Annotated in this window: 17 protein-coding genes; all 17 read left to right on the top strand. The window is 65.6% G+C overall.

What is annotated here, in order from left to right; all coding sequences use genetic code 11:
* The first annotated feature begins 240 nt into the window (after positions 1-240).
* Positions 241-777 carry a sigma-70 RNA polymerase sigma factor region 4 domain-containing protein gene (locus tag DESPR_RS00805; RefSeq protein ID WP_043769446.1) on the top strand — a complete coding sequence of 179 codons (537 nt, stop codon included), beginning with the start codon at positions 241-243 and terminating at the stop codon, positions 775-777.
* Complete coding sequence (locus tag DESPR_RS00800; RefSeq protein WP_015722905.1) at positions 777-1,238, top strand: hypothetical protein; 462 nt, start codon at positions 777-779, stop codon at positions 1,236-1,238. The genes DESPR_RS00805 and DESPR_RS00800 overlap by 1 nt, the downstream gene beginning before the upstream one ends.
* Positions 1,239-1,362: 124 nt before the next feature.
* A complete protein-coding gene (locus tag DESPR_RS16875) occupies positions 1,363-1,932 on the top strand; it encodes an OmpA family protein (protein ID WP_015722904.1) in 570 nt (189 codons plus the stop codon).
* Positions 1,933-1,945: 13 nt separating this feature from the next.
* A complete protein-coding gene (locus DESPR_RS00790) occupies positions 1,946-2,257 on the top strand; it encodes a hypothetical protein (protein WP_169701489.1) in 312 nt (103 codons plus the stop codon).
* Positions 2,258-2,260: 3 nt separating this feature from the next.
* Entirely contained in the window at positions 2,261-2,539 is a 279-nt protein-coding gene (gene traL, locus DESPR_RS00785) for a type IV conjugative transfer system protein TraL (RefSeq protein ID WP_015722902.1), read from the top strand.
* Positions 2,536-3,105 (top strand): type IV conjugative transfer system protein TraE, encoded by a 570-nt coding sequence (locus tag DESPR_RS00780; RefSeq protein WP_015722901.1) that lies wholly within the window; start codon positions 2,536-2,538, stop codon positions 3,103-3,105. Before traL ends, DESPR_RS00780 begins: the two co-directional genes overlap by 4 nt.
* Complete coding sequence (locus DESPR_RS00775; protein ID WP_015722900.1) at positions 3,102-3,881, top strand: TraK domain-containing protein; 780 nt, start codon at positions 3,102-3,104, stop codon at positions 3,879-3,881. Before DESPR_RS00780 ends, DESPR_RS00775 begins: the two co-directional genes overlap by 4 nt.
* Positions 3,881-5,050 (top strand): TraB/VirB10 family protein, encoded by a 1,170-nt coding sequence (locus DESPR_RS00770; protein WP_015722899.1) that lies wholly within the window; start codon positions 3,881-3,883, stop codon positions 5,048-5,050. The genes DESPR_RS00775 and DESPR_RS00770 overlap by 1 nt, the downstream gene beginning before the upstream one ends.
* Positions 5,047-5,445, top strand: a complete 399-nt coding sequence (locus DESPR_RS00765) for a TraV family lipoprotein (protein ID WP_015722898.1) — start codon at positions 5,047-5,049, stop codon at positions 5,443-5,445. Before DESPR_RS00770 ends, DESPR_RS00765 begins: the two co-directional genes overlap by 4 nt.
* A gap of 1 nt (position 5,446) precedes the next feature.
* Positions 5,447-7,990 carry a TraC family protein gene (locus DESPR_RS00760; RefSeq protein WP_015722897.1) on the top strand — a complete coding sequence of 848 codons (2,544 nt, stop codon included), beginning with the start codon at positions 5,447-5,449 and terminating at the stop codon, positions 7,988-7,990.
* A 1-nt stretch (position 7,991) separates the two neighbouring features.
* Positions 7,992-8,609 (top strand): hypothetical protein, encoded by a 618-nt coding sequence (locus DESPR_RS16870; RefSeq protein WP_169701488.1) that lies wholly within the window; start codon positions 7,992-7,994, stop codon positions 8,607-8,609.
* Entirely contained in the window at positions 8,593-9,507 is a 915-nt protein-coding gene (locus DESPR_RS00750; protein ID WP_015722895.1) for a TraU family protein, read from the top strand. The genes DESPR_RS16870 and DESPR_RS00750 overlap by 17 nt, the downstream gene beginning before the upstream one ends.
* Positions 9,486-10,280, top strand: a complete 795-nt coding sequence (locus DESPR_RS00745; protein WP_015722894.1) for a TrbC family F-type conjugative pilus assembly protein — start codon at positions 9,486-9,488, stop codon at positions 10,278-10,280. Before DESPR_RS00750 ends, DESPR_RS00745 begins: the two co-directional genes overlap by 22 nt.
* Positions 10,277-10,594: a hypothetical protein gene (locus DESPR_RS18160; protein WP_015722893.1), complete on the top strand. Its 318-nt coding sequence runs from the start codon at positions 10,277-10,279 to the stop codon at positions 10,592-10,594. Before DESPR_RS00745 ends, DESPR_RS18160 begins: the two co-directional genes overlap by 4 nt.
* The gene (locus tag DESPR_RS00735) at positions 10,563-11,090 is read left to right on the top strand and encodes a S26 family signal peptidase (protein ID WP_015722892.1); all 528 of its coding nucleotides are present in this window, start codon (positions 10,563-10,565) and stop codon (positions 11,088-11,090) included. Before DESPR_RS18160 ends, DESPR_RS00735 begins: the two co-directional genes overlap by 32 nt.
* Entirely contained in the window at positions 11,050-11,976 is a 927-nt protein-coding gene (locus tag DESPR_RS00730; protein ID WP_015722891.1) for a conjugal transfer protein TraF, read from the top strand. Before DESPR_RS00735 ends, DESPR_RS00730 begins: the two co-directional genes overlap by 41 nt.
* 17 nt (positions 11,977-11,993) lie before the next feature.
* Positions 11,994-13,427, top strand: coding sequence for a conjugal transfer protein TraH (locus DESPR_RS00725; protein WP_015722890.1), 1,434 nt, complete (start codon positions 11,994-11,996; stop codon positions 13,425-13,427).
* Positions 13,428-13,431: the final 4 nt, after the last annotated feature.

Below are 13,431 nucleotides of genomic sequence, written 5' to 3'. Positions count from 1 at the left end.
CGTGGTGCGGGGTCGGTATTTCCGCAGGTTGGGCTAGGTATACGAGTGACGGGGTAGGGTAGGGCGATCGCACCAACGTCGGTACAACCGCCACACAGGGATGTGCATAACAGCCGTAATACTAAAGCGGCAAAACGCCGGGAAAGCCCATCAATGCAAGGTTTGCGGGCAGCCCCCGAAAGCGCCTAATCTTTTTTAATCTTTTTTTAATCTTAAAAGAAGGGCGAGCCGCCCGGACGCATGATGACCGACCCAACGGATCAGCCACGCGATACCGACCAGGAGACCTGGCTGACAGCGCGGAGGTGGGTTACCGAGAACATGCGGCTCATCCACTGGATCGCCAACCCCTACCGCAATCACATGGCAGCCGACGAGGATGACCTGCTCCAGGAGGCGACCATGGCCGCCTTCCAAGCCCTGACTACGGCTGAGAACAAACAAGCAGCGCAGCGGTTCGTGCCCTTCTTCCGGGTGATCTTCAAAACCCGATGCCTCCGGCTGGCCAGCGGCATCCAGACGGTCCAGCCGGCCAACGACGTTCTCCTGGACGCCTGCACCCTGGAGGCAGCATCACCCCTGCCTGAGCTCCTGGCGATCGAGATCGATGCGGCCCTGCGGGGACTGAGCCAGCGCGAACAGGAGATCTGCCGCTGGATCCTCAACCAGGAAAGGCCGGTCAACATGCACCAGGCTGCCGAGCACTTCCACCTTAGCCGTCGCCATTTCAGCCGTCTGCTGCACAACATCCTCTATCAGCTCGCCGAGGCTGCCTGATGAACGATCAGCTTCCCACCCTCGATGACTTCGCCCGCCACTCACCCATTCCCAGGAAGGTGCTGCTCTACCTGCACCGGCAGCACCTCATCCAGGATCCGCCCTGTCGGGAGGATCTGCTTGGCCTGCGCCTGCTGGAGCAGGTCTGGGGCAACAAAGAAATCCTTCGGCCGCAACTGAACCGGATGTCCCTGCAGACACGGCAGAGCTTCCTGCGCACCGTCAGCCTGAACAGCAAGTGGGAACGGTACGCCTATTCGAGGTTCTACAACAGCAAGCCGGGTGTGCGCCTCGCCGTGCGGCTGGTGGTTGACGAGATCCAGACCACCTTCCGTTTCCAGCTGACCAAGGCTCAACTCCGGCGGGTGCTGACCATCCGGAACCGTGCCCAGGTGGCCCGGCACCGGGACCTGGTCAAAGAAAATCAAGAGCCCTGCGGTCTCTTACAAACCGCAAACTAAGAAAGAAGAAACTTCGTTTCTTGGCGGTTACCGAATCGGGACAGAGGGGCTGCGGGAAAAAAATTTCCCCCGGAACGGCCGCAATCATGTCCTCCCCCCGGGAAAAAGGGGGTGAGAGGAGCCTATGAACGTTTGCACCATCTGCCTGTTGCTGACCGGACTGCTACTTGCCCCCGCCCCACTGTGGGCGCGGGTGATCAGGCCGGCGAGCCTGTCCCTGGTCGCAGGACCGGTGCGGTTGGCGGTGAGCGACACCTTCCTCATCACCGGGACGAGCGGATCGATCCGGCAGGCCTGCGCCGAAGAGGCAACCAACGCGGATGCTCCGTGCTCATTGCCGGTGATCCTCTTTCCGCTGGGCAGCACCGAACCGGAACCCGGTCAAACCGACCAGCTGATTTCCGGCCTGCGCCACTGCCAGGTCAACCCGATTACACCGCTTGTGGTCACCGGTCACACCTGCAGCCTGGGCACCGAGGCAACGAATCTGCGCCTCTCCCGCCTGCGGGCCGAGCAGGTCGCCACCCTGCTCCGCGACCGCGGCTACACAGTGGCCACGGTCAGCGGCAAGGGCGCCACGGATCCGGTCAGCACCAATCCGACCAAACGACACCTGAACCGGCGGGTGACACTGGTCCCTGTGGACCAGTCGCCTGCCCGGCCGGCAGCCATAACCAACCACGACGGAGCGTAAAGAGATGCAGCGGATGAGAACCTGGAGACAACGAGTACACCGCACCACCCCGGTCGCCCTGCTGGCGATCCTCCTGCAGGCGGGTAACGCCCTGGCCATGACCGTGCCGGCCAGCGGCTCCTTTGCCTATGACCTGTACGACATCGGCGTCAACCAGATCCTGCTCGGCCCGGTCGGTTTCACCGGCGGCGTGGCCTGCATGTGCGTGGCCGCAATCCTCGCCATCCGCCAGATGATCCTGCCGGCGGCCGGCGTGGTTCTCGGCGGGGCTTTCCTGCTGCGGGCCAACACCGTGGTCGAGACCATCGGCGCTCTGATCAGCTGAGCCATGGCCGGTTCATCCTCCCGCAAGTTCCCCCAGTACCTCTCGCGACCCTTCCAGGTGCTGTGGTTCGAGATGGATGAGCTGGCCATCTTCCTGTTCACCCTCACCGTGGCCCTGGTCTACGGCGGGCTGGCCTGGATCGCCTTTGTGGCCATCCAGTACGCCTACATCCGGACCAAGCGGCAGAAGCCGCGCGGCTTCCTCAAGCATCTGCTCTACGTGGGCGGACTGCTGCGCATGCGCAACTGCCCGGAGTACTTCCAGCAGGAGTTTCACGAGTGAAGATCACCACCTACCTGCAGCAGAGCAGCAACCTGTTCGCCGCCAACCAGCTGCTCCGGTTCCTGGTCATCGTGCTCTGCGCCTGCCTGGTGGCCACCTCCTACCTCACCTACCGGGCCGTGCGCCTGCAGCGGGTGATCCTCATCCCACCGCACATGACCGGCACGGTGGAGTTCGTCCAGGGACGGCCAAGCGACGACTACCTGCGCGAGATCGGCCAGCGGGTCGTCAGCCTGGCCACCACCTACTCACCGCACACGGCCCGCCGCCAGTTCAACGAACTGCTCGTCTACTACGCGCCCGAGACCTATCCCGAGGCCTCGGCCCGGTGGTACTCGCTGGCCGGGCGGATCGAGGAGTCGCAGGTCAGCTCGGTGTTCTACCCGGAGAAGTTCTCGGTGACCGAGGATCTGATCGAGGTGTTCGGCGATCTCAAGCAGTTCACCGGCACCACCCGGCTGGAGAACACCACCCGCACCTACCGGATCACCTACCAGGTGCGGGACGGCCGGTTCAGCCTGCTGAGCTTCAAGGAAAAGGACAACCCCGCGGAGGAGCAACCATGAGAACGACCCTGGCCGTGACCTGCTGCCTCCTGATGGCAGCCGGTGAAGGATTGGCGGAGAACGGCGTACCGGCCGAGGTACCCACCCTGGTGGAACTCTCCAGCCGGGAGATCAACCGCATCGTCTGCCCCGGCCCCATGACCGACCTGATCTTCTCCGAGGAGAAGGGACTGACCGGTCATTTCTCGGGCAACAACGCCTTCATCAAGTTCATCGCCGAGGAGGCGGACGGCAAGCGCACCTACCCTGATGAGCCGAGCGAGATCTACGCGGTGTGCAACGGCGCGGTCTACACCCTGATCGGTACCCCGACCGAGACCAGCGCGGTGACCGTGCGCCTGGCCGCGACCAAGGCTGAGACCGTGGCCGAGAACCTGGAGCGCTACCGCAACCTGCCGCTGGAGAAACAGGCCGTGCAGCTCCTGCGCGAGGGCTACAGCGGCGCCTACCCGGGCAGCTACCGGGTGAGCGACCAGAAGGAAGACGTCACTCTCTGTCCGGACCTGCAGGTCAGCCTGCGGCAGACAGTCGAGGTGGACGGGGTTGGGTTGCGGCTCAAGAGCTTTCAGGTGACCTCGCGCCTGAGCACGGAGAGCGAACTCGCGGAAAAGACCTTCCTTGACGCCCGGATCGGCAACCCGATCCTGGCCGTGGCCCTGGTCGAGCACCGGCTGCAGCCCGGCGGTTCGACCCGGGTGCTGGTGGTGGAACGCAAGGAGCGGGATCCGGGCGCCATGGAAACCCTGGACACGGCCCTGTCCGCGGGAGGCGAGTGATGCGCCTGCGCGAACGGTTCGAGCAACTCACGCCGGCAGGCCGGAAGACGGTCATCTGGTCCGTGCTCGGTGTCCTCCTGATCACGCTGACGGTTACCGGCTACCATGCCCGCTCGGGCCGCAAGCACGACCAGGCCGACAGTGCTGGCCGGGACCTGCGGCTCGAAGAGGACCTGATGGAGAAGACCATCTTCCGCGAACACCGCCGCAAGCTGGAAGACCTGGAAGGACTGGTGACCACCATGCAGCGGGAACTGGACCGGGTGGCCAAGGAGAGGGCGGTTGCTCAAGAATCCGCTGCCAAAAAGGAACCCCTGCCCGAGATCCCGGACGCGGACACGGTGGCGCGGGCCAGGGAATCCTTCCCGCCGCCCCTGCCGGCGGCCGGGATGGAGACACCCGGCCTGGCCGTGCCGGCAAAGGAACGCAAGAAGGTCGGCAAGATCACCGTGGTCAAGAACGACACCCTGGCCAAGGATCTGGGCGGCCAAAAGCGCCGCACGGTCTACCTGCCGCCCTCGTTCATGGAGGCCAACCTGCTCACCGGCTTTGACGCGGCCACCTCCGGGTCGAGCAAGAACAGCCCGGAACCGTTGCTGCTGCGCATCAAGACCCCGGCGGTGCTGCCCAACGACGTCAAGGCGGAGTTGTCCGGCTGCTTCGTGGTCGCCGAGGCCGTGGGCCGGCTCGACAAGGAACGAGCCGATGTGCGCCTGGTCTCGCTCTCCTGCCTGAGCAACGAGGGCCGGGCGGTGATTGACACCCCGGTCAAGGGGTTCGTCACTGACGCTGACTCCAAGGTCGGGCTGTCCGGCCGGGTGGTGTCGCGCATGGGCGCGGCCACGGTGCGGGCCATTGTCGCCGGCCTGTTCGAGGGCGCAGGCGATGCCTTCAAGGCCGCGGCCACCACCACCTCGACCTCGGCGCTCGGTTCCACCGCCACCATCGACAGCTCGCAGGTGGGCAAGTCCGCCCTGGGCACCGGCCTGTCCCAGGGGGCGCAGACCATGAGTGACTTCTACCTCGACCTGGTCAAGCAGACTACGCCGGTGATCGAGGTGGGCGCGGCCAAGAAGGTCACGGTGATTGTTTCCGAGGGCAAGGAACTGGAGATCAGGGACATCCGCAGTGAAGGGCTGGCCCGCCATCAACCGGGAGGAAAGCGATGAAAGGGATGTGCATTGGCCTGCTGGCCATGGTGGTGCTGAGTGGCTGCGGTCCGGTCAAGAACGCGGTCAACCCCTACGAGGAGAACTTCCGCTGCCGGGCCAAGGACAGCGAGGGCCAGTGCGTGGACACGCCCACCGCCTACCGCCAGGCCCGGGTGCCGGATCCGGCCACCGAGACCACCAGTGCCGTGCAGGACGAGGCCCAGGGCGAGCGTTACCGGGCCATCAGCGATCTGCTGGCGGCGCCGGAGACGCCCCTGCTCAATCCGCCGAAGATCCTGCGCGTGCTCCTTCTACCCTACCGCGGTGAAGCCAACGAGCTGTTCATGAGCCGCTACGCCTACCTGGAGATCGAACCGGCCGAGTGGGTGCTCACCGAGGTTCGCGAGCACTGACATGCGCTCCCTCCTGCGCCGCCTGGGCCTTGCACCGGGCTCCCATCTCCGCCAGGCAGACCTGGACCGGCTGACCCGACGGCACCCGTTCTCGGCCTTCCTCAACTACCTGGCCTATGACCCGGACCTGGACGTCTACCTCAACCAGGACTGCAGCCTGGGCCTGTTGTGGGAGTGCACGCCGCTCACCTTTGCCGGCCCGAAGACGCTCACCGGGCTTGAAGGACTGTTCCGCGCCGGCCTGCCCAAGGGCAGCGTGCTGCAGCTCATCCTCCACGCGGACAGTCACATCAGCCCGATCCTCACCAGCTACCGTGAGAGCCGAACCGTGGACGACATCATCGTCCGTACCAGCACCGAGCAGATCGTCCGCTTCATGGACGCGGGCCGGAACGGGCTCGCCGCCTGCAGCCACATCCCGGTACGCAACTTCCGCCTGTTCGTGGCGGTCAAGCTGCCCGGCGACAGCCCGGAGGTGCCCCGGCCCGAGCAGTTCGCGGACCGCAACCGGACCAAGCCGCTCCAGGACATCCGCCGGCAGTTGGCCGAGACCCTCCGGGCGGCCCTGCTCTCGCCCCGACCCCTGCGGCCGGAGGCGCTGCTCGAATGGGCGCGGCGGCTGTTCAACCACTACCCGGACGGCTATCCGGAACAGAACTTCTCCGCCTACGACCAGACCCTGCCACTGCGCAAGCAGATCCTCAGCGCGGACACGCGCATCCGCGACCACGGCGACCACCTGCAGGTGGGCGCGAACCACTTCTGCTGCACCACCCCCAAGACCATCCCGGCCCAAATCGACCCGCTGCAGACCAACTCGCTCTTTGGCGGCATCTGGGGCCTGATCTCGGACATGGACCAGATCAAGACCGGGTTCCTCTACACCCTGAACCTCCTCTTCGAACAGGGGCTGGAGACGAAGATCCACGCCAAATGCAACCTGCTGCTCAACCAGCAGGCCATCGGCTCGCTCTCGCCCTTGTTGCGGCGCAAGCAGGAGGAGCACCTGGAGGCCACCGACGCCCTGGAGCACGGGGTGAAGTTCGTCCGCATCATCCCCATCCTGCTCGTCTGGGACCAGGACCTGGAGCGGGCAAGGGAGTCCTGCACCCGGGCGCGGCGGCTGTGGGAGGACAACGGCTACGTCATGCAGCAGGACACGTTCATTCTGAAAATCCTCTTCCTCTCCGCCCTGCCGTTCTGCCTCTACACCTCCGGCCGCAACATCGACAACCTGGAGCGGGACTTCATCGCCCCGGTGCCCGCGGTCACACCGCTGCTACCGGTGCAGGGCGACTTCGCCGGCACCGGCGGCACGCCCAGGCTGCTCTTTGTCGGCCGCAAGGGCCAACTGGTCGCGCTCGACTTCTTTGCCAAGGGCGCGCCCAACCACAACATCGTCTGCGGCGCAACCACCGGCTCGGGCAAGTCGTTCCTGGTCAACTACCTGGCCTACAACTACCACGCCTGCGGCACCCTGGTGCGGATCATCGACATCGGCGGTAGCTACAAGAAGATCGCCAGCATGCTCGGCGCCCGCTACCTGGACTTCCAGCCCGGCACCACGGTCTGTCTCAACCCTTTCTCCAACATCGAGGAACCCGAGGAGGAGCTGAAGTCGGTGACCGCGGTGTTCGCCCAGATGGCCTACTCCAACTCGGACACAGACCGCTGCGACGACACCGAGCTGAACATGATGCGCAACGCGGTGCGCTGGGCCTGGCAACAGTGCGGCCAGGCGGCCGATGCGGACACGGTCTACGATTTCCTGGCCCGCTTCCCGGACGTGCCGGATGCGGACTTCGACAGCATGGGCGACAACCCGGCCCTGGTCGAGGTGGCGCGCAAGCTCGCCTTCAACATCCGCGAGTTCACCAGCCACGGCTTTCACGGCCGGTTCTTTGTCGGTCCCTCGACCTTTGACATCCACCGGGACGCGTTTGTGGTGCTGGAACTGGAGAACCTGAAAATCCAGCCTGACCTCTACCGGGTGGTGACCCTGCTGGTGCTCAACGCGGTCACCCAGGATCTCTACCTCTCGGACCGGTCCCGCTCGCGGCTGATCATCTTCGACGAGGCCTGGCAGTTCCTGGGCAAGGCGGCCATGCTCGCTCCGGTGGTCAACGAGGGCTACCGGCGGGCGCGCAAGTACAACGGCAGCTTCATGATCATCACCCAGTCGATACTCGACCTGGACAGCTTCGGCGAGGTCGGCCGGGTGGTGAACGGCAACTCGGCCTTCAAGATCTATCTCGAATCCTCGGACTTCGACCAGGCGCGCAAGCAGGGGCTGATCGACTACGACGACTTTGTCCTCCAGTTGCTGCGGAGCGTCAAATCGAACCCGCCCCAGTACTCGGAGATCTTCCTCGACACGCCCTTTGGCCTGGGTGTCGCCCGGCTGGTGGTCAACGACTACGACTACTTCATCTACACCTCCAAGCCCACCGAGATCGCCGAGATCGAGCGGATGGTGCAGGCAGGGGCCAGCTATCACGAGGCCATCCTGGAGATGGTCGCGCGAAGGGCTGATGGTGCGCTTTGAGATGCTGACTGTCACCCTGTTGCTTGCCAGTGGCACCCTGTTACTGGCCTGTCTGCCGCTGGCCCGTGCCGGGGAGATCGTGCAGTTGGAACCGGTCGGGCCGACCTCGGCTGTCATCGAATCTGATTTGGCCGAAGAACTGCGGCAGCGTGCGGTCAACGTTGGTGTGGAGCAGCTGCGCAGTGCCCAGGCACGGTATCAGCCGGCCAACCTGCACGTCCTGCCGCGGGCAACGAAGGACACGACCACGATGGTGGATCTGACCCACACCCTGGAGCAGGACCTGGTCGATGCGCAGGGCACCATCCACTACCCGGCCGGCTTTACCTTCAACCCGCTGCGGTACGTCTCCCTGTCCGGGGCGCTGGTGGTCATCGACGGCAGCGACTCGGAGCAGGTGTCCTGGTTCAAGGGCTCGCCCTATGGCGCGAACCACCGGGTGCTGCTCCTGCTGAGCGGCGGTCTGGCCGCAACGCTGCGTGATGAACTGGTCCGGCCGGTCGTCTACCTGACCGAGGACATCGCCCAGCGTCTGCAACTGCGGGCCGTGCCGTCAATTGTGGTCGAGCAGGACAGTCAACTCGTCATCCGGGAGGTGTCCCTTGGTCGCCCCCGGTAAACGTTTCCTTCTGACGGTCCTGCTGCTGACCGCGGTCCCCGCGCTGGCCAAGACCGGTGTGCCGTTCAACCCGCTCACCGACATCCACTGGGAGGAGATCGAGTTCACCATCGAGGGGGTCTGCGTCTGCCCGCGGCCACCGCCGATCTTTGTCGAGCCGGGCTTGGTGGTCAGCTACTGGGAGCCCTTCCTGCTGCTCGACACCTCCTCGGTGGCCTTCTACTCGGCCATGCTCGGCCAGTCGGTGGGTGGGGGGCTGCTCGATGAGCTGGGCGGCAAGAACAAAAGCTCGGACGCGGTGGACGTGGCCAACGAGTCGACCTTTGCCCAGGCGCACGCCTTCCTCCTGCCGCTCATGGTCGGGCTCTGTGCCCGCGATGACTACGGTACCTGGTGGAGCGAGTTCGATCCGCTCTGGCAGAGCGACGAACTGGCGGCCCTGCTCACGCCCGAGGCCGCGCTCTTTGCCAACAAGGCCATGGTGCTGGCCTGCACCGCGGACGCGGTGGCGGCCAACGCCGGCTGGCCACTCGACGCCATGCCCTGGTGCCTGGGCAGCGGCGGCCTGACCTACCCCATGACCGGCCACGTCGACAATGACAACATCGTTCAGGCCAATGCCACCGCGGCCTACCGGATGCTCTACAAGCTCAACCGCATCGGCCTCATCTGCGACCCCGCACCCGAGTGCGGCTGCGCGTACACGCCGGTATGGGTGAAGAGCCACTACAAGATGAACCTGGCCCGGCCGTCCATCCGCGGGGTGCACCCCATCGGCCGGGCCACCGCGACCTGGGACGCCGGCGCCAACCCGCCGTTCATGGGCGAACTCGGCCCGAACGACGAGTTCCTCTGGGTCGTTTACCGGAGGCAGCGATGCTGCACCTGCTGCGAGTAGGCCTGGTGGTCCTGGCCCTGCTGATCGCGGTGCAGCCGGCCGGGGCCAGCAACAGGACAGAACAGGAGAGCAAAGATGGTGTGGCGCAGGCGCAGGAAGCCGCCCGGGATCAGGCGGCCGGTCTGGCGGTGGAGAAGGTGGTCGACACGGCCAGGGCAGCGGCCACAACCATGGAACTGCCCGCCAATCGCCAGGCTGCGGCCGGAACGGCAGCGGCGCGACAAGTCATGGAACGGTTCGCCTCGCCGGCCGTGCAGAAACGGCTGCAGGGCGAGCGGGCAAAGGTCGCGGAGACGTTGAAGGCCACGCAGGCCGGTGATCCAAAACAACAGACGAGCCAACTCGCGACCAGTGAGCACCTCTACCTCTTCCTCTCTAGCAGCATGGGGGAGGACGCGCTCCGCCGCTTGCTGGCCGGGACCGCCCGTCTCGGTGACGAACAAGTCGTCCCGGTCTTCGCCGGCCTGCCGCACGGACTGGACGACTGGCCAAGCAACACCCGCTTCTTCCAGCGGGTGCTGCAGAAGGAACCGACCTGCCGGGACACGGACGCGAACAGCTGCGAGCGGGTGCAGGTACCCCTGCGGATCAATCCGGTGCTGTTCAGGCAATACGGTGTCACCGAGGTCCCGACCCTGGTCTATGACAACGGCAGCCGCGCCTGGTCCGTCCAGGGCGAGGCCCAACTGGCCGTGCTGCTCGAACGCATCCACAAAGCGGCGGACAGCCCGGCACTGGCTGGCCTGATCGCCAGCCTGCGAGGTGGGCAATGACGCCACTGGTCCCAGAAAAACAATCTGTCCGGCCCGGCTACCTGGAAGTGGTGCTCATTGCCCTGGTGGTCACCGGAGTGAGCCTGTTCACCTATGACCGCTGGTTCGTGCCGCGGGTGGTGGCCTTTGACCTGAAGGGCTACCTCCGCACCCAGCAGGCCCTGCTCGCCAATGGCGAGATCACCGAGGCCCAGTGGCAACAGGGGCTGGAGCAGCTGGAGCAGGTGTTCCGGGCGCAGCCGCCCAACCGCACGATCCTCCTCAAGGAGGTGGTGCTCAAAAATGGCCGCGAACCCGAACTCCGCATCCCCTGACCGTGACTGGCGACTGAACCGCCACGAGCGGGTGGTGGCCCTGATAGTGCTCGCCAGCTGCCTGCTAGGTAGTTGGCTGCCCGGACAGATCACCGTGGCCACCAGCGCATCCCTCGATCACCGGGTTTTCCTGCTCCGGCCGGTGCCCGCACAGATCGAGACCGGCGACTACCTGGTGTTCCGCCACCGCGACCTGGCCCAGGTCCGCCAGGGACTGAACGCGAACCGGGAACGGATGATCAAGCGGGTCGGCTGCCGGCCGGGCGGGTGGCTGCAAGTGGACGCGGAACACCGGTTCACCTGCGACGGCCGGCCGCTTGGTCAGGCCCTTGCCACCGACAACCAGGGGCGGCCGCTGCCGCGGTTCACCCACAACGGTCCGGTGCCGACTGGACAGCTGTTCCTCGTCGGCACCCATCCCCGCAGTTATGACAGCAGGTATTTTGGTTTTGTCGATGCACGCGAGATCCTCCATCAGGCCCTGCCGCTCTGGTAGCCTCTGCTGCGCGCTGGTCCTGGTGGCCACGCTCGCCTGGGGTGACAACCGGTCCTCAGCAGACACGCCAGGGTTCTACGACCAGAGCAAGCACGGCTGGTTCTGGTACGAGGATCCGCCGGCCGAACCGGAGGTGGAACAACCTCCGGACCAACCGGTGCCATCGGTGCAGTCTGTATCCCGCGATGTCTCCCTCGCCAACTACTCCACCGAGGAACTGTGGACTCTGTATCCGGACGACTTCCAGCAACTGCTCAACGGCCTGCAGAAAAAGGCGGTCCAGTACCCGACCGAACAAAACATCCTCGAGTACCTGTCCATCCAGGATATCGCCCGGCGCAAGGCCCTGGCCTATGCCAACGCCACCCAGTACGTCACCCAGAAACGGGCCGACCTGTTTACCCTCAACCAGGTGTACCCGGTCTCCACCCCGGGCGTGGCCGCGCGGGTGCGGCTGCAGCAGGACGAGATCAGCCGGACCATCGACACGGCCCGCACTGATCACGCCCTGCTGTTCTTCGTCGCCCCGGGTTGCGGGTTCTGCACCCAGCAGGCCGAGATCCTCGCCCACTTCGTCGACCGCCACGGCTGGCAGGTGCGGCCGGTGGACCTCACCGCTCAACCAGACCTGGCCCTGCGCTTCAAGGTGAGTGTCACCCCGACCCTGCTGCTCATCCGCCAGGACCGTCAGGAGTCCATGGCCATTGCCACCGGCGTGGTCACCCTGCCCGAGATCGAGCGCAAACTCGCCCAGGCAATCCGCTTCCTGCGCGGCGACACCGGGCCGGACTCGTTCACCACCTACGAGTTCCAAAAGGGCAGCGCCCTGGACCCGGCCGCGATCCTCAACACCCCAGCGCCCTGGAAGGGGTCTGTCACCCCCTGATTCCAACGGAGGACGCCATGCGATTGCTCATCACTCCCCTTGTCCTCGCGCTCCTGCTGGCCCCGGCTGCCCATGCCGGCTGGGTCGACGACTGGCTGCAGCAGCAGGCCACCACCAGTCCCGATTACCTCAGCGGTCAGCAGCGTGGTTACTACGCCGGCGGCAGCTTCTCCGGCCGCTGGCGGAGCACCGCCGAGTACCCGGTCACCGTGGAGATGCCGCGCATCAAGAGCGGTTGCGGCGGTATCGACGTGTTCATGGGCGGGTTCAGCTTCATGAACACCGACTACCTGGTGGACAAGCTCCAGGCCATCCTCACCAACGCCTCGGCCGTGGCCTTTGACCTGGCCCTGAAGACCCTGTGTGAGCAGTGCTCGAACACCATCAAGAACTTCGAGGCCCTGGCCGACAAGCTCAACTCCATGCAGATCGACGAGTGCGCCGCGGCCAAGGAACTGGTCGGGATCGTGGCCGACGGAAACGGCTTCCACTCCACCGAGGTGATGCGCGAGCGGCTCGGCACGGCCATCAAGGAGAACAAGCTGGTGAGCGGCACGGCCGAGATGTGGGACATCCTCACCAAGGAGGACCGGGCCAACAACAATCAGCCCAAGCCCGCGGACCTGGCCGCCGTGACCAGTGGCTGCAACGCCGACATCCGCGCCATCTTCCTCTCCGGCGGTTCGCTGTTGGCGAACGTCGGCAGCCGCCTGTCCATCCCGACCAGCCACGTCAACCTGCTCCGCGGCCTGGTGGGTGATATCCAGCTCGAAGGGGCGGCCAACGGTTACCGGGTCGCCACCATCCCGCCCTGCGCCCAGAACAACCCGGACGACCTGGAGGCCTTCACCGACGGTGAGGTCTATGCCAAGAGCGCCACCGGTGGTTGCAGCCGGATCACCGACGCGGGCCGCGACCTGGTCGAGTCGGTGACCAGCAAACTGAACACCATCGCCGACAAGTTGGCCGCCAAGGGCAGCCTGAGCGCGGTCGAGCAGACTTTCATCGAGGGCAACCCGCTTGCGCCCCTGCCCATCCTCAAGACCGCCGTGGGCACCGGTACCCGTGACGCGGTCATCCCCGGGCTGGCCGACATCACCGCCAAGGCCTACAGCCTGCAGATGCTCTCCGACCTCTACGTCCGCGGCGAGGCCATCGGCGCCAAGGCCAAGGAGGTGCTCGAGAAGAAGGCCGGTCCCGCCGGCGGCCAGGGACCGGAGCAATGCGCGGCCGTGCTCTTTGCTGAGCACGCCGACCAGGGGCTCACCCTCATGCTCCGGCGCATCCGCTCGCTCAAGGAGGCTGCCAAGACCAGCTACATCGCCGCTGCGGGCGAGATGAACACCATCGTCACCTATCTCAACCACATGCAGCGGCTGGAGTCCCAGATGGCCGCCGAGATCACCCGGCGCTACGGCAAGGACCTGGCCGACCGGGTGCAGGCCCAGTGACAAT

It is taken from the genome of Desulfobulbus propionicus DSM 2032, from assembly GCF_000186885.1.
In the GTDB taxonomy this organism is placed as follows: domain Bacteria; phylum Desulfobacterota; class Desulfobulbia; order Desulfobulbales; family Desulfobulbaceae; genus Desulfobulbus; species Desulfobulbus propionicus.
The sequence above is the reverse complement of the archived record's forward strand: the minus strand, read 5'-3'. Positions and strand labels throughout refer to the sequence as shown.